16 protein-coding genes are annotated in these 19,674 nt (G+C 69.6%); 1 reads left to right on the forward strand and 15 read right to left on the reverse strand.

What is annotated here, in order from left to right; translation table 11 throughout:
- Nucleotides 1-14: 14 nt before the first annotated feature.
- The 13 genes from HUW53_RS11855 to HUW53_RS11915 all read right to left on the reverse strand — a co-directional run bounded on the left by HUW53_RS11855 (nucleotide 15) and on the right by HUW53_RS11915 (nucleotide 15,686).
- Nucleotides 15-1,166 carry an LLM class flavin-dependent oxidoreductase gene (locus HUW53_RS11855; protein ID WP_237345973.1) on the reverse strand — a complete coding sequence of 384 codons (1,152 nt, stop codon included), beginning with the start codon at nucleotides 1,164-1,166 and terminating at the stop codon, nucleotides 15-17.
- Nucleotides 1,167-1,215: 49 nt separating this feature from the next.
- Entirely contained in the window at nucleotides 1,216-2,226 is a 1,011-nt protein-coding gene (locus HUW53_RS11860; RefSeq protein ID WP_237345974.1) for an ABC transporter ATP-binding protein, read from the reverse strand.
- Complete coding sequence (locus tag HUW53_RS11865; RefSeq protein ID WP_237345975.1) at nucleotides 2,223-3,245, reverse strand: ABC transporter ATP-binding protein; 1,023 nt, start codon at nucleotides 3,243-3,245, stop codon at nucleotides 2,223-2,225. The genes HUW53_RS11860 and HUW53_RS11865 overlap by 4 nt, the downstream gene beginning before the upstream one ends.
- Complete coding sequence (locus tag HUW53_RS11870) at nucleotides 3,242-4,159, reverse strand: ABC transporter permease (protein ID WP_237345976.1); 918 nt, start codon at nucleotides 4,157-4,159, stop codon at nucleotides 3,242-3,244. The genes HUW53_RS11865 and HUW53_RS11870 overlap by 4 nt, the downstream gene beginning before the upstream one ends.
- A complete protein-coding gene (locus HUW53_RS11875) occupies nucleotides 4,156-5,157 on the reverse strand; it encodes an ABC transporter permease (protein WP_237345977.1) in 1,002 nt (333 codons plus the stop codon). Before HUW53_RS11875 ends, HUW53_RS11870 begins: the two co-directional genes overlap by 4 nt.
- A gap of 1 nt (nucleotide 5,158) precedes the next feature.
- A complete protein-coding gene (locus HUW53_RS11880; RefSeq protein WP_237345978.1) occupies nucleotides 5,159-6,772 on the reverse strand; it encodes an ABC transporter substrate-binding protein in 1,614 nt (537 codons plus the stop codon).
- Nucleotides 6,773-6,833: 61 nt separating this feature from the next.
- Nucleotides 6,834-8,075, reverse strand: a complete 1,242-nt coding sequence (locus HUW53_RS11885) for an acyl-CoA dehydrogenase family protein (RefSeq protein WP_237345979.1) — start codon at nucleotides 8,073-8,075, stop codon at nucleotides 6,834-6,836.
- A gap of 409 nt (nucleotides 8,076-8,484) precedes the next feature.
- Nucleotides 8,485-10,479, reverse strand: a complete 1,995-nt coding sequence (locus tag HUW53_RS11890) for a family 2A encapsulin nanocompartment cargo protein cysteine desulfurase (RefSeq protein ID WP_370877850.1) — start codon at nucleotides 10,477-10,479, stop codon at nucleotides 8,485-8,487.
- Nucleotides 10,454-11,401, reverse strand: a complete 948-nt coding sequence (locus HUW53_RS11895; protein WP_169124038.1) for a family 2A encapsulin nanocompartment shell protein — start codon at nucleotides 11,399-11,401, stop codon at nucleotides 10,454-10,456. Before HUW53_RS11895 ends, HUW53_RS11890 begins: the two co-directional genes overlap by 26 nt.
- A complete protein-coding gene (gene epsC, locus HUW53_RS11900; protein ID WP_237346030.1) occupies nucleotides 11,394-12,338 on the reverse strand; it encodes a serine O-acetyltransferase EpsC in 945 nt (314 codons plus the stop codon). The genes HUW53_RS11895 and epsC overlap by 8 nt, the downstream gene beginning before the upstream one ends.
- 289 nt (nucleotides 12,339-12,627) lie before the next feature.
- Entirely contained in the window at nucleotides 12,628-14,007 is a 1,380-nt protein-coding gene (locus HUW53_RS11905) for an LLM class flavin-dependent oxidoreductase (protein ID WP_237345980.1), read from the reverse strand.
- A gap of 17 nt (nucleotides 14,008-14,024) precedes the next feature.
- The gene (locus HUW53_RS11910; protein ID WP_237345981.1) at nucleotides 14,025-14,219 is read right to left on the reverse strand and encodes a hypothetical protein; all 195 of its coding nucleotides are present in this window, start codon (nucleotides 14,217-14,219) and stop codon (nucleotides 14,025-14,027) included.
- 18 nt (nucleotides 14,220-14,237) lie between these two features.
- Entirely contained in the window at nucleotides 14,238-15,686 is a 1,449-nt protein-coding gene (locus HUW53_RS11915) for an LLM class flavin-dependent oxidoreductase (protein WP_237345982.1), read from the reverse strand.
- Nucleotides 15,687-15,819: 133 nt separating this feature from the next.
- Between HUW53_RS11915 and HUW53_RS11920 the strand changes: the two genes are divergently transcribed.
- A complete protein-coding gene (locus HUW53_RS11920; RefSeq protein WP_237345983.1) occupies nucleotides 15,820-17,457 on the forward strand; it encodes a rhodanese-like domain-containing protein in 1,638 nt (545 codons plus the stop codon).
- A 59-nt stretch (nucleotides 17,458-17,516) separates the two neighbouring features.
- On the opposite strand, the gene HUW53_RS11925 is transcribed toward HUW53_RS11920, so the two are convergent.
- On the reverse strand, nucleotides 17,517-18,242 hold the full coding sequence (locus HUW53_RS11925) for an SDR family NAD(P)-dependent oxidoreductase (RefSeq protein ID WP_237345984.1): 726 nt from the start codon (nucleotides 18,240-18,242) through the stop codon (nucleotides 17,517-17,519).
- A gap of 38 nt (nucleotides 18,243-18,280) precedes the next feature.
- Complete coding sequence (locus tag HUW53_RS11930; protein ID WP_237345985.1) at nucleotides 18,281-19,663, reverse strand: MmgE/PrpD family protein; 1,383 nt, start codon at nucleotides 19,661-19,663, stop codon at nucleotides 18,281-18,283.
- Between the last annotated feature and the right edge of the window lie 11 nt (nucleotides 19,664-19,674).

Below are 19,674 nucleotides of genomic sequence, written 5' to 3' on the forward strand. Positions count from 1 at the left end.
CGGTCGTGTGGGGATCAGATGCGCAGCCCGGCCTGCTTCAGCAGCGGCAGCACCGCTTCGCCGAAGAAATCGAGGTCTGGCTTGAAGTCGAAGAAGGCGAGCTGAACGCCGTCGATGCCGGCCTGCTTCAGGCGGATGAGCTTGTCCGCCACCTGCTCGGGCGAGCCGATGATCTGGATGTTGCCGCCGAGCACCCGGTGCTCGCCCTTGTGGTTCTTCCAGGCCTGGCTGTCGCCGGCGGCGTGGTGGGCGAGGAAGCCCTGCACCGCCCCGGTATCGGCATGAGCGAGGATGGCGGCGTGATACGCCTTCGCCTCCTGCTCGGTCGGCCGGCAGACGATCATCGGGTTGATGATGGCGCGCACCTCGCGCCCGGCAGCCTTGGCGCGGGCCTTGAGGTTTGCCACGTGGTCCGGCAACGCGGCGAGCGCCGCCTCGATCTCCGCCCCGGCCGGGCTGGTGATGAAGACGAGGTCGGAATGCTGGGCGGCATAGTCGAAGCCGGCGGGCGAGCCGGTGGCGTTGACGAGGATCGGACGGCCATATCTGGGCCGCGGCGAGACGTAAGCCTCCTCCAGCTTCCAGAATTCGCCGTCGATGGTGAAGTTCTCGCTGGAGGCCCATAGCCGTTCGACGATGCCGATGAACTCGGCCGCCCGCGCATAGCGCGCGTCATGCTCGATCTGGGTGGTGCCGAACATCTTCGGCTCGCGCGGGGCGTAGCCGGTGACCATGTTGATGCCGAAGCGCCCGCCCGAAATGTGGTCCAGCGTCGCCGCGAACTTGGCGAGGTGCAGCGGGTGCCACGGCCCGTAGAGGATGTGGATGGTGGAGATGAGGATGATCCTCTTCGTCACCGAGGACAGGGCCGCCACGGTCACGAACGGGTCGATGGCCTGCTCGCGATACTTCAGGTCGCCGCCGTAGCCGTCCTTGCCGATCCACTGGGCAAGGCCGAAGGCGAGGTCGAAGCCCAGTTCCTCGGCCTTGAGGGTGAGCGCCTTGTTGTAGTCGAAGGTCCAGTCGGTGCTGCGCGGCAGGGTCGAGGGTGACCAGCCGCCGCTCTGGATGGGCAGGAACAGGCCGAGCAGCAGCGGCTGCTTCAGCGCCTGCGCGAGGGGACTTTCGGGATAGTCCGCGGGCGAGATTGTGATGCGTGCGGTCATGGTCGGGTCTCCGGATCGGCGCTGCGGCGCCGGACGGGCAGGCAGGGGGTCAGGCCGGCTGCAACGCAGCGCTGGCGTTTGGCGCGGGCACGGCGCCGGATGCGAGATGGCAGGCCACGAGGTGGCCGTCGCCCGCATCGCTCAGGGCCGGCGCATCAATGGCGCAGCGCGCGACGGCGATGGGGCATCGGGTGTGGAAGCGGCAGCCCTTGGGCGGCGCGAAGGGGCTCGGCAGGTCGCCGCCGACGATGGTCTTGTCGGCGATACGGCTCACGCCGGGGTCCATGCGCGGCAGCGCCTCTATGAGCGCGCGGGTGTAGGGATGGAGCGGCGCGCGCCACAGCGTCTCGCGCGGGGCAAGCTCGACGATGCGGCCCAGATACATGATGGCCACCCGGTCGGCGATGTGCTCCACCACCGAGAGATCGTGGCTGATGAAGAGATAGGCGACGGAGGTTTCACGCTGCACCTTGCGCAGGAGGTTCAGCACCTGCGCCTGCAGCGACACATCCAGCGCCGACACCGGCTCGTCGCAGACGATCACCGCGGGATCGAGGGCAAGCGCGCGGGCGATGCCGATGCGCTGGCGCTGGCCGCCGGAGAATTCATGCGGCAGCCGGTCGATGAATTCGGGCCTCAGCCCCACCGCCTCCATGAGGCTCGCCACCCGGGCTCGCCGCTCGGCCTTGCCGCGCACGCCGTTGAGCTTGAGCGGGGTTTCGAGGATCGTGCCGGCCCGCTGGCGGGGGTCGAGGGCGCCCATGGGGTCCTGAAACACCATCTGCACCTTGGGCCGAAGCGCCCGCCGCTCGCGGGCGTTGAGCCCGGTGATGTCGTGCCCCTCCACCTTCAGCGCGCCGGACGTGGGCTCGACCAACTGCACGATGGCCTTGGCGAGGGAGGACTTGCCGCAGCCGGATTCCCCCACCAGCCCCAGCGTCTCGCCGGGGCGGATGGCGAAGGAAACGCCGTCCACCGCCGAGAGGGGCCCCCGGCCGGTGCGGTAGGAGACCACGAGGTCGCGCACTTCCAAAGCGGGCGTCTGCACGGGCGCGCTCATGCCGGCACGCCTTCCAGGACGGGCGCGCGGGGCTTCTCCCCCGCGAGGCGATCGAGGTGGAGGCAGGCGACGCTGCCGCCACCGCCCACGCCTTCCAGAACCGGCTGGAGCCGCGCGCAGGTCTCGTCCGCATGGGCGCAGCGCGGCGCGAAGGCGCAGCCGGGCGGCAGGTCGGCCAGGGAGGGCACGATGCCGGGGATTTCGTCCAGCAGCGCGCGCCGCAGGCCGGGCGTGGGGCGGGCGCGCATCAAGGCCCGGGTGTAGGGATGGAGCGGACGGGCGAACAGGTCGGCCACCGGACGCTCTTCCACCTTGCGGCCGGCATACATGACCAGCACGCGGTCCGCCGTCTCCGCCACCACGCCGAGGTCGTGGCTGATGAGCAGGAGGCTCATGCCGAACTCCTTCTGGAGCGAGACGATGAGCTTCAGGATCTGCGCCTGCACGGTGACATCGAGGGCGGTGGTGGGCTCGTCGGCGATCAGCAGGCGCGGATTGGCGGCGATGGCGATGGCGATCATCACCCTCTGGCGCATGCCACCGGAGAAATGGTGCGGATAGTCGTCCGCCCGACGATGGGGCTCGGGAATGCGGACGAGGTCGAGCAGCTCCACCGCGCGCCGGTGCAGAGCGGGGCCGCGCAGGCTCGTGTGGCGCTTCAGGCTCTCGATGATCTGGTCGGCCACCGTGCGCACCGGGTTCAGCGCGGAGAGCGGGTCCTGAAAGATCATGGCGATGCGGTTGCCGCGCACGTCACGCATGGCGCGCTCGGAGAGGGCCAGCAGGTCCGTGCCCTCGAACCGCACATGGCTTCCCGAAATCTCCGCCGGCGGCGACCGGAGCAGGCGCAGTAGCGCCATGGCCGTTACCGACTTGCCGCAGCCGCTCTCGCCGACGATGGCGAGCGTCTCGCCGGCCGCGATGTTGAAGGAGAGGCGATCCACCGCCGTCAGCCGGCCGGCCGGGGTGCGGAAGCGGACGGTGAGGTCTTTGACGTCGAGAAGGGCAGGGCGCGTCATGTCAGCGACACCCGCGGGTTGAGCACGTCGTTGAGGCCGTTGCCGAGCAGGTTCAGCGCCATGACGGTGAGCGAGATGGCAAGGCCGGGCAAAGCGGTCATGTACCAAGCGGTGCGCAGCACCTCGCGGCCGGAGCCGATCATGCTGCCCCAGGAGATGAGGTTGGGATCACCGAGGCCGAGGAACGAGAGCGCCGCCTCCGTGAGGATGGCGGAGGCGACGAGGATCGAGCCCGCCACCACCACCGGCGAGATGGCATTGGGCAATATGTGGGTGAGGATGATGCGGAAATGTCCCATGCCCATCACCCGCGCCGCCTGCACGAATTCCGCATCGCGCAGCCGCAGCGCCTCGGCCCGTACCAGCCGGGCGACCTGCGGCCAGGAGGTCACGGCGATGCCGAGCACGATGGACGAGACCGAGGGGGTAAGGATCGCCACCACCACCACCACGAACACGAGCGGCGGCATGGTCTGGAACACTTCGGTGATGCGGGTGAGCACCTGGTCCACCCAGCCGCCGAAATAGCCCGACAGCGCGCCGAACACGACGCCCAGCGCCACCGCGAGCCCGGCGGCGGCGAGGCCGACCGCCAGCGAGACGCGCGCCGCATAGACGAGGCCGACGAGGATGTCCCGGCCCAGCATGTCCGTGCCGAGCGGGTATTCCGCCGAGGTTAAGGGCCACATGAACGGTCGGGCCACCATGTCCAGCGGATCGCCGGGGAAGATCTGCCCCGCGAACAGCGCGGCGCCGGCCACCAAGGCGAGGCCAATGCTGCCGGCAAGGGCGGTGCGGCTGCGCAGGAAGCGATAGCCGAAGGAGGAGGTGCGCACCGCGCGGCGCGGCTTCGGCGCGGCGGGGGCCGAAGCCGCGGCGGCGCGGGGAAGGATGTCGGTGGCGTCGAGGCTCATCGCACGTCGATCCTCGGGTCGAGCAGGGCGTAGACGAGATCGGTCGCGAGGTTCGAGACGATCACCAGGAAGGAGGAGAAGAACAGCACCCCCAGCAGCAGGTTGATGTCGCGCTGGAACACCGCATCGAAGGCTAGCCGGCCCATGCCGGGCCAGGCGAACACGGTTTCGATCACCACCGACCCCGAGAGCAGCGTGCCGAGCTGCAGGCCGGTCATGGTGACGATGGGCAGGAGCGCATTGCGCAGCACGTGGCGCACGGCGATGGGCAAAGGTGCGATGCCCTTGGCGCGGGCGGTGCGCACGAAGTCCAGTTCCTGCACTTCCAGCATGGCCGAGCGGGTGAGGCGCGTGTAGATGGCGATGTAGAAGAAGGCCAGCGACAGCACCGGCAGCACCATGTGCAGCGCCACGTCGCCGACCGCCGCAAGCCCGGTATGGACCTGCTGCAGGTCGCGCATGCCGCCCGCCGGCAGCCAGCGCAGCTCCACCGAGAACAGCACGATCAGCATCAGCCCCACCCAGAAGAGCGGCGTGGCGAAGCCAATGGTGGAGAAGGCGGAGAGCACGCCGTCCGGCCAGCGCCCGCGCCATTGCGCGCTGATGGCGCCGAACAGTATGCCGAGCGCCACCGCCAGCACGAGGCTGGAGAGCATGAGCAGCGCGGTGTTGGGCGCGCGGGTCAGGATGAGGTCCAGCACCGGCATGGAATTGCGGAACGAATAGCCGAGATTGAGCTGGAATAGCTGGCCCATATATTTGAGGAACTGCACCAGCAGCGGCTCGTCGAGCCCGAACTGCTGGCGCAGCATGGCCATGTATTCGGGCGTCGCGGAGCCCGCCTCCCCGGCCATCACCTCGGCGAGGTCGCCGGGGGCGAGGCGCAGGAAGAAGAAGTTCAGCACCACGATGGCGAGGATGGTGGGCACCACCTGCACCACGCGCAGGCCGAGATAGCGCAGCACCCGCCCCTCGGGCAGCTGAAGGGCGCGCGCCATCTCAGGCCCCCACCCACACGGTCTTCAGCGACTGGTAGCCGCCGAACGGAGCGAGATCGATGCCCGAGAGCTTCGCCGAATAGGCGCGGTAGAAGGTGAGCTCCAGCAGATTCACGGAGGGCAGCTTCACCTGCGCGAGGCGCTGCAATTCGCGGATGTCGGCGTTGCGCTTCTCCACGTCGCCCTCGGTCTGGATGCGCTCGATGACCGCGTCGATCTCCGGGTCGGCGATCCCCGAGGCGTTGGACGAGGGCGTACCTTTCTTGATCGCCTGGCTCCAATAGCGCCGCTGCACGCCGATCTGCGGATCGGGATAGGCGGAATACCAGGCGCTGTGGGTGTCGAAATCGTATTCGGTGAAGACCACCTTGATGTAAGTGGGCAGATCGTAGTTGCGCAGCGTGACTTCGACGCCGATGCGCTTCAGCGCCTGCTTGAAGTATTCGCCCGCCCGCCGGTAATCCTCGCCATAGGCGGAGGGGATGTGGTCGATGCGCAGGCGTACGCCGTCCGCGCCTTTCTTCAGCCCGGCGGCATCCAGCAGCGCCTCGGCCTTGGCGATGTTGTAGTCATATTGCGGAAGATCGGGCGCGAAGAACTGGGTCTGGTAGCTCGGCACGGGCCCGGCGGCGGGCTTGGCGAGGCCGTAGAACACGGTTTCGGCCAGCGCCTTGCGGTTCAGCGCGTGGGCGAAGGCCTGCCGCACCCGGATGTCGCCGAACGGCTCACGGCGCAGGTTGAAGTCGAAGAAATACATGGGCGCCGGCCCCTCGAAGCCGCGCGTCTCCACCACGAGGTCTTTGGACGCCTTGATGCGTGCCACGTCCGAAAGCGGCACGGGATTGAGCGGGATGTATTGCGCCTCTCCGGTTTCCAGCGCCGCCGCGCGGGAGGCAGGATCGCGGATGATGCGGAACACCACCCGGTCGAGATACGGCCGGCCCTTGTCCCAGTAATTGGGATTGCGTTCCAGAACGATGCGCTCGCCCTTCACCCACTCCTTGAAGACAAAGGCGCCGGTGCCGATGGGCTTGCCGTTCAGGGGATTGGTGAGGGGGTTGGTCCCTTCGTAGAGATGCTTAGGCAGGATCTGCGTCTCGGTGCCGTTGAAGGCCGCCCACACCACTGGCGAGGGGCGCGAGAAGCGCAGCACCGCCGTGTGCGGATCGGGCGTGTCCACGGCGGTGAGATTGGCGAACACCGCATTGCCGCGCGGGTGCACCTTCTTCGTCACTTCGAGGAGGGAATAGGCGACGTCCGCCGAGGTGAAGGGCGTGCCGTCATGCCAGGTCACGTCGTTGCGGAGGCGGAAGGTGATGACGGTGCCGTTCGCCGAGGTCTCCCAGGACGTGGCGAGGCTCGGCTTGAGCTTGAAGCCCTCGTCATACTCCACGAGCCCGTCGAAGATGTTGGCCGAGACCGCCACCGCCGGCGCGGAGATGGTGAGGCCGGCGACGAGGCCTGCCGGCTCGGGATCGAGCACGGCAACGAGGGTGCCTCCGGCGGCCGGGGCTGCGCCCGCCCGGCGCGCGGCTGCCGGCAGGAGGAGGGAGGCGCCGGCGCCGGCAAGGAGCGTGCGACGGGACAGGGCTAGGGTCTCGAAGGGGGACGTCATCGGGCTTTCGGGTCTCGGATGGGGTTGGGCGCTGAGGGGCCGGACCACGCCGGCCCCTGGCTCAGAAGAAGCTCGAGGGCGGCAGGGGCGTGCCGTCGATGGCGTGGAGCCCGAGCAGGCGCGCCTTGTAGGACCGCGGATTGTGCGAGGCGAGGGTGCGGGCATTGCGCCAGTGGCGGTCCAGATTGACTGCGCGGTGGGCCGCCGAGGCGCCGCCCACATCGAACAGCTGGCTGGCCGAGCGCAGGGTGAGATCATCGATGATGACCTTGGCCCGCGCCGCCTTGAGCGCCGCCCCGTGGGCCGCCGCGTTCACCTCTTCCGAAGACGCGCCGGACGCGCGCAGCGCATCGGCGGCATCGAGCGCATCGGCGGTGGCGAGCACCAGTGCTTCCGCCGCATAGGCCGCCGCCGAGATTTCGCCGAGCGCCTGCTGGAGGATGGGATCTTCCGTGGCGACGGCCGTCGGCGCGAAGAAATAGGTGTGCTTGCGGCTCTTGAGCAGGGCCGTCGCATCCCGCAGCACGGCGGCGAGGATGCCGGCGTTGACCGTGGTGAGGTAAAGCTGTGGCAGGGTGCTGGAATAGGCCGTACCGTAGCCGACGCTGGTGCCGTCCGGCACCACTTCGTCCGGCTCGACGCGCACGTCGTTGAAGATGGTGGTGCCCGACCCGGTGAGGCGCTGGCCGATGCCGTCCCAGTCATCGACGATCTCGATGCCCTCGCGCTTCACCGGCAGGATGAGGGAGGCGTTGCCGCCCTCCGGCGTCGCCACCCGCACCAGCACGAGATCGGAGAAGATGGTGCCGGTGGAATAGTATTTGCGGCCGCTGATGCGCCAGCCGTCGCCGTCCGGGCGCAGAACGGTGGCGAATGGGGAGCCGCCCACCACCTTGGCGTCGCTCTCCGTATTGGCGAGGCCGACGATGGCCCCTTCCGCCACGGCGCGGCGCCATCCCTCTTCCGCGGCATTGCGCGGGGTGCGCGCGTAGCGCTCCACGAAGGTGAAATGATTGCGCAGGATGTGCGCCACGTTGGCGTCCGCCGTGGCGAGACGCAGCACGACCCCGAACAGCTCGCGGAACGAGACACCGGCTCCGCCCGCCTCGACCGGCAGGCGCAGGGCGCCGAGCTTCGTAGAGCGGATCAGTCCCAGCGGCTCGTGCGGCAGGATGCGCTCGTACTCGCGCTGGGCAGAGCCCGCCGCGATGGTGTCGAACAGGGCATCAAGCGCCGGCGCGTCCGGGCGCAGCGGTCCGCCGAGAAGGGTCGCGGCGGCGGAGGGGACGACGATTTCGTTCATGGCTGGGTCCGAAGTGGCGGGTCCGACGGAAAGGAGCGTTGGAAAGGGCCGGAGGGGCACCCGGCGCGCTTCGAGCGGAGCGCTTCGCAGGTCAGGCTCAACACCGGAATTCCGGTCCGGCGCGACGCATGGGCGAAGAGACGGTCAGCATATCCCTTAAACTTAGTTTGTCGATCGTTTTAATGTAATTAAATGTCCACGAGTTGGACGTGGAATGGCCGTGCGGCCCTGCGCAGGGCGTCGGCTCGATGGGAAAGCTGACGAGAAATCCCCTTCTGCGGTCTCTGGCGGAGCAGGGGTTTCTTGGGGGGCGTGCCGGGGCCGCAGAAGTGCGGCTGAATTCTCAACGTTCGTCGGGCTTGGCGCCCGGCCTCTCCCGCCCCGGCGATGGGGCCGGGGCGGGGAGGGGTCAGAGCCGGTAGCCGCGGCTGCTCTGGATGCGCTTGAGGGCGGTTTCCAGCGCGTCCACGTCGTCGGTCGTGTTGTAGAAGGCGAGGGAGGGCCGCACCGTGCTCTCCAGCCCGAACCGTCGCAGGATGGGCTGGGCGCAATGGTGGCCGGCCCTCACGGCGATTCCCTCGCGATCCAGCGCCGCGCCCACGTCCTGCGTGCGGCAGCCATCGAGCACGAAGGAGAGCACGCTCGCTTTTTCCGCCGCCGTGCCGACGAGCTTCAGGCCGGGCACGGTCAGAAGCCGCTGCGTCGCGTAGACCAGCAGCTCATGCTCGTAGCGGGCGATCACCTCCATGCCGATGCTTTCGACATAGTCGATGGCCGCGCCGAGGCCCACCGCATCGGCGATGTTGCCGGTGCCGGCCTCGAACCGCTCGGGCGGACCATTGTAGATGGTCTTCTCGAAGGTCACGTCGGCGATCATGTTGCCGCCGCCCTGCCACGGCGGCAGATGGGCGAGCACGTCCTTCTTGCCGTAGACCACGCCGATGCCGGTGGGGCCGAACACCTTGTGGCCGGAGAAGACGAAGAAGTCGGCGTCCAGCGTCTGCACGTCCACCGCCATGTGCGAGACGGACTGCGCCCCGTCCACCAGCGCGCAGACGCCGTGGCGGTGGGCGATGGCCACCATCTCCTTCACTGGAACCACCGTGCCCAGCGCGTTGGACACCTGCGCCAACGCGACGATGCGGGTGCGGGGATTGAGCAGCTTCTCGTATTCCTCGAGGATCACCTGCCCCGTGTCGTCCACCGGCGCGACGCGCAGCCGCGCGCCCTTCTCGGCGGCGAGCTGCTGCCACGGCACGATGTTGGCGTGGTGCTCCAGATGGGTGACGACGATCTCGTCGCCCTCCTTCACATGCCGCCGGCCATAGGTCTGGGCGACGAGGTTGATGCCCTCGGTGGCCCCGCGCACGAAGATGATGTCCTTCACCGACCCGGCATTGAGGAAGCGCCGCACCTTCTCGCGGGCCGCCTCATAGGCGTCGGTCGCCCGCGCCGCGAGGGCGTGGGCGGCACGGTGGATGTTGGAATTCTCGTGCTCGTAGAAGTGCGTCAGGCGGTCGATGACCGCCTGCGGTTTCTGCGTGGTCGCGGCATTGTCGAGCCAGATCAGCGGCTTGCCGTGCACGCTCTGCTGCAGGATGGGGAAGTCCCGCTTGATCGCGTGCGGATCGAACGGGCGCGTCTGCGGGCCGAGGTCCGGCACCAGCTCCGGGCTCAGCGCCGAGGAGATCCCGCCGAAGTCCGGGGCCTGCGCCGGCGCGGCCGGGAGGGCGGGGAGGGCGGGCGCTGACGGCAGGGCGGGTTCCGCCGGCAGGGACGCAGAGGCGGGAAGGGGCGAGTGGGCGCGCGCCTCGTCCAGAAAGTAGAGGCCGCCCGCCTCTCCGCCGAAATCCCCCGGGGCCGTCGAAGGCGCGGGCGGACGCCGGCTGTCGAGAGCGATGACGCTGCCGAGGCCCGCCGGCACCTGCCCGGCGCTGAAGCCGCTGGCGAGGCCCGGAAGCGACAGCGCGGGTGAGCCACCCGGCTGGGGCAAGCCGGGAAGGCCGGGAACGGCCACCGCCGCCGGTGCCGGCGGCGCAGGGATGTTGGGCGTCGGCACCACCGAGGGGATGGTCACGGGCGGCAGGTCCGGCGCGGCGAAGGGGGGCCGCGACGGCAAATGCTGGGCAGCCAGCGTGGTGGCGGGCAGGCCCGGCACGTCGGTCGGGTTCGGCGGCGCGGACGGCAGCGTCACGAGGTGCGGCGCGGCATCAGCCGTACCGGAACCGGGCAGCGGCCCTGCCTGGAACAGGGCGTTGGCGATCTGCTGCAGCACCTGCGGGTCGGGCCAGCCCGGCGGCGGCGATGCCGGCGCAGCGTTTGCCGCCGCGCCGAAATCGTCCGGGCCGAAATCCGCCACCCCTTCGGGCCCCCCCGGTTCAGGCGTAGGTGTCAGGATAGGCATGATACTTGCCGACCTCGACATCGGTGAGCACCGCCAGCGCATCGTGGGTGAGCACGGCGGCCGAGCAGTAGAGCGAGACCAGATAGGAGGCGATGGCCTTGCGGTTGATGCCCATGAAGCGCACCGACAGGCTCGGCGCCACCTCGCCGGGAACGCCCGGCTGGAACAGGCCGATCACGCCCTGCTTCTTCTCGCCGGTGCGCAGCAGCAGGATGTTGGTCTTGCCGTTCTCGTCCACATAGAGCTTGTCGGACGGCACCAGCGGCAGGCCCCGCCAGGTGAGGAACGGGGTGCCGAACAGGGTCACCGTGGGCGGCGGCACGCCGCGGCGGGTGCATTCGCGGCCGAAGGCGGCGATGGCGCGCGGATGGGCGAGGAAGAAGGCCGGCTCCTTCCACACCTTGGTGATGAGTTCGTCGAGATCGTCCGGCGTCGGCGCGCCGGTGCGGGTGGCAATCTTCTGTGAGGGCGCCGCGTTGGTCAGAAGGCCGTACTCGGCATTGTTGATGAGCTCGGCCTCCTGCTTCTCCTTCACCTTCTCGATGAGGAGGCGCAGCTGCTCCTGGATCTGGTCGTAGGGGTGGGAATAGAGGTCCGAGACGCGGGTCTGCACGTCGAGGATGGTGGTCACCGCATTGAGGGAATATTCCCGCGGCGCCTCGTCATAGTCCACGAAGGTCTCCGGCAGGTCCGGGTCCTGGTCGCGGCGGGGCGAGCATTCCACGTCGGCGGCGATCTCGCCGTTGGCTTCCTTGACGCGGTTGAGGCGGTAGATGCCGGCTTCCACCGGTGTCCACGGCAGGAAGGAAACGAGCCAGCGCGGCGTGATGCCGGACCATTGCGCGCGGGTCTTCGTGGCATTGGCGAGCTGCCGGGCGGCGGCCTCGTTCAATGTCCTTCTGATGGCAGGCTCTTCAGTCATTCGGGTTCCCCGTTGAAAGGCTGGTGTGGCGCGCCCCGTTGCTCGCGGGCGATAGGGGCGCGGGGTCTCCCGCGCCGCCCACCGAGCGGTTCTGCGCCTGCGTGAGATGGCTGCCCGGCGGCACCGAATGGGTGAGCCAGACATTGCCGCCGATGCTCGAACCACGACCGATGGTGATGCGCCCGAGTACGGTGGCGCCGGAATAGATCACCACGTCGTCCTCGATGATGGGATGACGCGGAGCGCCCTTGATTATGGCGCCCGAGGCGTCCGTCGGGAAATTGCGCGCGCCCAGCGTCACCGCCTGATAGAGGCGCACCCGCTCGCCGATGATGGTGGTCTCGCCGATGACGACGCCGGTGCCGTGATCGATGAAGAAGCTGCCGCCGATGGCGGCGCCGGGGTGGATGTCGATGCCGGTGCGCGAATGGGCGATGTCGGAGATGAGGCGGGCGAGGAAGCCGGCGCCGAGCCCGTAGAGCGCATGGGCGATGCGGTGATGCACCACCGCCGTGAGCCCGGGATAGACCAGCAGGATCTCGGCGAAGCCCGTGGCCGCCGGATCGTTCTCATAGGCCGCGCGGATGTCGCTGACGAGGAGGGCGCGGATCTGCGGCAATTGCTGGGCGAAGGCGCGGACGATGTCGATGGCGTCGCGCTCGAACACCGCCTCGGAGCGCGCCTCCCGGGTGGAGAAGGGCAGGCTGCGCCGGGTCTGCTCCGCGAGGGTGGTGAGCGCGTCGTTGAGGGTGGCGCCGACGAAATAGTCGATGGTCTCGGCGGCGAGCCCCGGCGGTCCATAATGGGCCGGGAACAACGCCGCGGCGAGCCCCTGCAGGGCGGAAACGATGGCCTCGCGGGAGGGTGGCGGGCGCAGCAGGCCGCGATGGCGGATGTTGTGCTGCACATCCCGCGACAGCTTCAGCGCCGCGACCACCGGGGCGAGGTTCCAGCCCGAGGGTGGAGGGTTGCCGCCCGCGCCCCCATCGCTCCGATCACCATCGTGGAAAGCGACGCCGCCGACCGGTTCGGCACGATCGAACACCCCGTAGCCATCGCGTATCTGGCCTTCTCGTATCTGGCCGTCGCGTCCCTTGGCCGTCACCGGATGCCCCCTCTTGCGCGCCGATGCACCATGGATGACACGGCCAAGCTGTATTGTCCAGTTAATCACGCGAATTAATAGACATTAGCCGAGCTACAGATTGCGCGACCCTTTTGGCCACTCACGCGGCCTCGCTGAGCCTGCGATAGGCGGCGCCGGCATGGGTCTCCTTCAGCCGGTCGGAGCCGGAGAGCTTTCCGCGCAGGGTGCCGGTCTCGTAGTCCTGCTTGTAGAGGCCCCGGCGTTGCAACTCCGGCACCAGCAGGTCCACCACGTCGGTGAAAGTATCCGGGAAGAAGGCGTGGGAGAGGTTGAATCCGTCCACGTCCGCCGCCGCCACCCAGGCTTCCAGCTCGTCGGCGATGTCGGCCGGCGTGCCGGCGAAGAGCGGGCCGCGCCCGCCGATGCCGTTGTGGGCGATGATCTCGCGCAGCGTCCACACCCGGTCCGGCTCCGCCACCGTGAAGGTCTCGAGCAGAGATTGCACGGCATTCTCCTTGACTTCGCTGAGGGTCAGCGGAGCGTCGAGGTCGAAGGCGGAAAAATCGATGCCGGTCCAGCCGGAGAACAGCGCCAGCACACCGTCGGGGTCGGTGTAGCGGCGATAGTCGGCGAGCTTGTCATCCGCCTCCGCCCGGCTGCGGGCGGGGATGGCGGTGGCGAGGGTGAAGACGGCAATGTCGCGCGGATCGCGCCCCAGCGCCGCCGCCCGCGCCCGGATGTCGGCGATGCCCGGTGCGATGCTTGCCGGGGTCGGCCCGCCCACGAACACCGCCTCCGCGTGCCGCGCCGCGAACGCCCGCCCGCGTGGCGAGGCTCCGGCCTGGAACAGATAGGGCGTGCGCTGGAGCGAGGGCTCGGTGAGGTGGATGGTGTCGATGTCGAAGTGCCGGCCTTCATGCCGCACGCGGTGGACCCGGGAGGGATCGGCGAAGGTGCCGGAGGCGCGGTCGCGCACCACGGCGGCGTCCTCCCACGAGCTTTCCCACAGCTTGTAGGCGACCTCGAGGAATTCGTCGGCGCGATCATAGCGCGTGTCGTGGGCGATCACCTTCTCGCGCCCCACGGCGCGGGCTCCGCTGTCGGAATAGCCGGTCACGATGTTCCAGCCGATGCGGCCTTGCGTGAAATGGTCCAGCGACGAGAAGCGCCGGGCGAGCACGGCGGGCAACTCGTGGCTGGTGGAGGCCGTAATGCCGAAGCCGAGGTCCTTGGTCTCGTGGGCAAGGGCGGATACCAGCATCAGCGGATCGAGCTTGGGGAATTGCGCGCCGGAGCGGATCGCCGCGTCCGCGTTGCCGCCATAGACGTCATGCACGCCGATGCCGTCGGCGATGAACAGGGCATCGAACTTGCCACGCTCCAGCACCTTGGCGATGTCCACCCAGTAATCGAGCGTGTTGTAATCGGCGCCCCGGCTCGCGGGGTGGGCCCACAGGCCGGGCGAGAGATGCACCGGGCTGAAACCGATGAAGCCGTTGAGGCGGATCTGGCGTGTCATGGCGGGCCTTTCCGGGGTCAGCGCTGGAGCAGAGACGCGAGGGTCGCGCCGAGCGAGACCTGTCGCAGGACGGGTGCCGTGGCCCCGGATGCGCGGGGCGCCGTGCTCAGGCGCAGATCATTGCGAGGCGCTGGAGCCAGCGCGGGCCGGGTTTCGCCGGGGCAGACGGCTCCGAACATGAGGGCCATGGCTCCGAAGGCATCGGCGGACATGCGCTTTCTCCCGGGAAGTCAGACCGCCGCGCGCGCGGCGGCGACGGGTGCAGCGGCGGGGCGGAAGGCGGCGGCGGGGTGGCTCTGCGGCAGGCGGCTGCGGCCGGGGCCATAGAGCTTCTCGCGGAGCGTGCCGGCGGCGTAGTCGGCCTTGAAGCGGCCGCGGCGGCGCAGCTCGGGCACCACCAGCGCGCCGAAATCCGCATAGCCGCCGGGCGTCACCGCGTAGCTCAGATTGAGGCCGTCCACGTCGGTGGCCTCCACCCAGGCCTCGATCTGGTCCGCGACCTGCGCGGCCGAGCCGATGAAGACCGGGCCGCGCCCGCCGATGGCGTTGTGCTCGGCGAGTTCGCGCACCGTCCACACCCGGTTCGGATCGGCGATGGAGAAGGCTTCCAACGCAGAGACGAGGCCCTGCGAGCGGTCGTCGAAACGGATGGGGGCGTCGAGGTCGTGCTTGGAGAAGTCGATGCCGGTCCAGCCCGAGAACAGGATCAGCGCGGCTTCCGGATTGAGGAAGCGGCGGTAGCTTTCCAGCTTCTCGCGCGCCTCTTCCTCCGTGGCGCCGACAATGGTGGTGGCCATGGAGAAGAACATGATTTCCTTCGGGTCGCGACCCAGCGCCGCCGCGCGGGCGCGGGTGTCGGCCACCACAGGCGCGATGACGTTGGGCGTCGGCCCGCTCACGAAGATGCATTCCGCATGGCGCGCGGCGAAGGCCCGGCCGCGCGTGGAGGCGCCGGCCTGGAACAGCACGGGCGTGCGCTGGGGAGACGGCTCGGAGAGGTGGATCGCCTCCACCTGGAAATGCTGGCCGCGATGGACGATGGGGCGCACCTTCGCCGGGTCGGCGAAAACGCGGTTCGCGCGGTCGCGCACCGCCGCGTCGTCATCCCAGCTGCCTTCCCAGAGGGCGTAGACCGCATCGAGATATTCGTCGGCGATGTCGTAGCGCGCGTCGTGGGGCGTCAGTGCCTTCTCGCCCACGGCGCGGGAGCCGGAGCTGGTGTGGCCGGTGACGATGTTCCAGCCGATGCGCCCCTTGGTGAGGTGATCCAGCGTCGACATGCGGCGGGCGAAGGGGTAGGGCGGCTCGTAGAGCGCATTGCTGGTGATGCCGAAGCCGAGATGCCGCGTCACCCGGGCCATGGCCGACACCGCCACGATGGGGTCGAGCTTGGGGATCTGCGCGCCCACCTTCAGCGCCGCATGGTAGGAGCCGCCATAGACATCGTTGGAGGCCATGCTGTCGGCGACGAATAGCGCGTCGAAGCCGCCGTCCTCCAGCATGCGGGCAAGGTCGGTCCAGTAGCCGAGCGTCGTGTAGTCGAGCGAACGGTCTTCGGGATGCCGCCACAGACCGGGCGAGTGATGCACCGGCGTCGCCATGGCGAAGGCGTTGACGCGGATTTCCTTATTTGAACCGGCGGCGGGGCCGGTGCTGTCCGAGGCGGGCGTCTGCGTCATGGGTCGGTTTCCGGTTCCGTTCGGGCGGCGTGACCGCAGAAAATCAGCACCTCTTATGTTAGTCAATAAATTCAATTGAATTTATAGAAAAAGACAGAGAGGATGGCTGCCCACCCCTTCCCGGAGACCGCCCATGACCGCGACCGCCGCGCTCCAGACCCCGCCCGCCGCACTGGCGGAGCCCTACCAACTCATCACCGTCGAGGATTTGCGAAACCGTCTGGCCGGCGGCGGAGAAGTCGCGCTGGTGGATGCCCGCGAGGAGGGCGTGCGCTCCCGCGACGGTCACATCCTCCAGTCCGTTCCGCTGCCCCTGAGCCAGATCGAGCTGCGCGCCGCCGCCCTCCTGCCGCGCTTCGGCGCGCCGGTGGTGGTGACGGACGGCGGCGCCGGCGACCTTGCCACCCGCGCGGCGCGCAGGCTCTCCGAACTCGGCTATTCCGACGTGTCCGTGCTCGATGGCGGCGTGGCCGCCTGGGAGGCGGCGGGGGGCATCGCCTATACCGGCTCGAACGTGCTCTCCAAGGCGTTCGGCGAATTCGTGGAGCACGCCTATGGCACGCCCCGCCTGCCGGCCCGCGAGGTCAAGGAGCGGCTTGATCGAGGGGAGGACATCGTGATCCTCGACGGGCGGACCTTCCAGGAATTCGAGAATTTCCACATTCCCGGCGCCCATGCGGTGCCCAACGCGGAGCTGCCGTTCCGCGTCCATGGCCTCGTGCCCTCCGACGAGACGCTGGTGGTGGTGAACTGCGCGGGCCGCACCCGCTCCATCATCGGCGCGCAGGCGCTCATCAATGCCGGCATTCGCAACACCGTGGTGGCGCTGGAGAACGGCACCATGGCGTGGCTGTTCGAGGGCTACGACCTCGCCCATGGCGATCGCGCGGAAGTGCCCGCCCCAGGTCCCGCCGAGCTGGAGAAGGCGCGCGCCAGCGTCGCCCGCCTCACCCGGCGCTTCGGCATCCGCACGCTGGATCGCGAGGGCCTTGCCCGCTTCGAGGCGGAGCGCGATGCGCGCACCCTCTATGTGCTGGATGTGCGCACCCGCGCCGAGTACGAGGCCGGCCACCTGCCGGGATCGTTCTGGGCGGAAGGCGGCCAGTTGGTGCAGGCCACCGACCGCTGGGTGGGCACCCGCAACGCCCGCATCGTGCTGGTGGACGACGCCGACGGCGTTCGCGCCGCCATCACCGCCTCGTGGCTCATCCAGCTCGGTGTCGGCGAGGTCTATGTGCTGGGCCTCGATGCCGCCGACCGGCTGGAGCAGGGCCCGGAGCCGCAGGTCGTGCTCGGCCGCACCCCCACCGTGGCGGTGACGCAGGTGGCGGGGATGGAGCGGCTCATCGCCCGGGATGCGGTGGTGGTGCTCGATCTCGACACGAGTCTGGCCTATGCGGCCGGCCACATTCCCGGCGCCCGCTTCGCGGTGCGCGCCCGCCTGCCCGAGGAGCTCGACACGCTGCCGCCGCGACCGCTGGTGCTGACCTCGTCGGACGGCAAGCTTGCGGCGCTGGCGGCGGCGGAACTGGCGGGGTCCGGCCGGCAGGTCTCGGTGCTGGAGGGCGGAACGGCGGCCTGGAAGGCCATCGGCCTGCCGCTGGAAACCGGCGAGACCGCCCTGCTCCATGCCGCCGATGACGTCTGGCGCTCGCCCTACCAGGAGGCCGGCGACCGCCATGCCGCCTTCCGCCGCTATCTCGACTGGGAGATCGACCTGATCCGCCAGATCGAGCGCGACGACACCATCGCCTTCAAGGTCTATCCCTGACGCGAGAAGGCCGCCGGACCACGATCCGGTGGCCTTCTGCTTTTTGCGGCGCAATCGGATCAGGCGAGGGCGCGGCCGCCGCCGTCCACGAACACGTTCGAGCCGGTGATGTAGCGCGCCTCGTCGGACAGAAGGAACGCCACGGCGTTGGCCACGTCCGCGGGAAGCCCGGGGCCGGGGAGGGCGGTGTCGGGCGGCGCGCCGGTGCCGGCGGCGTTCAGCGCATCCAGCCGGGGCGACTTGATGGGGCCGGGCGACACGGCATTCACCCGCACGCCCTGCGGCCCGTAGACCGTGCCCAGTCCCCGCACCAGCAGGATCAGCGCCGCGTTCACGCTGGAGCCCGGCAGATGCTGCGGCGAAGGCTCGATGCCGCCGCGTCCGCTCAACACCACCACGCTCCCCTTGCCGGAGGCGATGAGATGCGGCAGCGCCGCGCGCACCACGCGCACGGTGCCGAGCAGCTTGGCGTCGATCACCTTTAGCCAGTCGGCATCCTCGAGCGTCAGGAAGTCGCCGAAGATGGGCAGGTTGGTGGAGGTCACCACCCCGTCCAGCCGGCCGAAGCGCTTTACGATCTCTGCCGCGGCGGCATCGACGGCGGCGGCATCGGTGATGTCCACGGCCAGCGGCACGATGCGTGCGGCCGAGGGCAGCGTCTCTGCCCGCCGGCCGGAGGCGATGACGGTCGCGCCCTGCGCGGCCAGCGTCTCGGCGCTGGCCCGGCCGAGGGCGCCGCCGGCGCCGGTGATCCAGATGACCCGGTCGTTGAAATCATGCGCCATGGAGGCCTCGTGCGAAGTGACTTGAAAAGGGTCGCCGCTCACAGCACCTGGTCGAAGAGGGTGGAAATATCGTCTACCCCCTCCAGCCGGTGGATGCGCTGCACCAGTGCCTCGATGCGGGCCGGCGGCAGCGCGTTGCGGCCGTAGCCGAACGCCGCGACCAGCTTGGCGTGGATCTCGTCTTCGGAGAGCGGTGCCTCGGGGCTTCCGGGCACGGCCTCCACGCGGTGATGCAGGCGGCGGCCGTCGCGGGTCTCGATGGTCACGTCGGCAGGGGCAAAGGTGCCGGCGCGGCTCTCGTCCACCCGTACGGTGAGGCGCTCCACCAGCGGCCGGATGGCGGGGTCGAGCACCGCCGCCGGCTCGATGTCGGAGAGGCCGAAGCCGCCGCGCGCGAGGACAGCGGCGACGCCGTAGCGCACGTTGAACTGGCCCGTAACCTGCGGATTGGCCTCGGGCGCGAAGGCGCCACCGACAAGGCGCGCCATATAGGGCGTCAGCACGATCTCGCCCCGCGCCACATCCGCTCCGGTGATGCCCTGGCGGGCGACGATCTCCAGCGCCGCGGCAAGCGCCGCATGGCTGCAGCCGCAGGCGGGAAAGCGCTTGAGCGCGGTCTCTTCCACCAGGAAGCGGCGGCCGAGGCCGTCCAGCACCTCTTCCGGCCGACCGTCCTCAAACAAGGCGAACAGGCCGAACGGCCCTTCGAAGGCGGCACTTGGGCCGGTGGTGCCGAGCGCCGCGAGATCGGCGGAAATGATGCCGTCGCGTGCGGCGAAGGCCGATTGCAGACGCTTGGTGAGACGCTGCTCCACATGGCTCTGCTGGGTCCCGCCGGCGTGGCACAAGGCGATGCCGAGGGCATTGTGGGTGCGGTCCGCATCCAGCCCGCGCAGGCGGGCGGCGGCGAGCGCGGCGCCGAACACGCCGGCGATGGAGGTGTGGAAAAAGCCCCGGTTGGTGCGCGTCGCTGCCGCCAGCCGCACCACCAATTCGTTGCCGAGGGTGAGGGCGGCGAGAAGCTCGCGCCCGTTGCGACGCTGCTGCTCGGCGACGGCGAGCGTGGCGGGCGCCACGATGATGTCCGCATGGACGAATCCGGCGAGGCTGTCGAAGTCGAGCGCCGCCGCGAGCGTGCCGTTGTAGAAGGCGGCGGCGGAGGGCTCCCGCCGGGTCTCGCCCTCACCCCACAGGCTGGCATGGCCCGGCGCGCCGCGCAGCGCGAGCGCCCGCGCCGCATTGACGCCGGCCGCATCCGCCGCCGCCCAGGCAACCGCCAGCGTATCGAGCAGCACGCGCTTGGTGGTGGCGATGGTGCGCGCGGGGATATCGTCGAACCGGATGCGCTGGGTCGCCTGCACCACGGCGGCGGTGACGTCGGCACGCACTGCGGCCGCCTTCGGGCTGACGGAGACGTTCATGGTCCCTCCGG

Origin of the sequence: Xanthobacter agilis, from assembly GCF_021730435.1 — a bacterium.
GTDB classification, from domain to species: Bacteria; Pseudomonadota; Alphaproteobacteria; order Rhizobiales; family Xanthobacteraceae; genus Xanthobacter; species Xanthobacter agilis.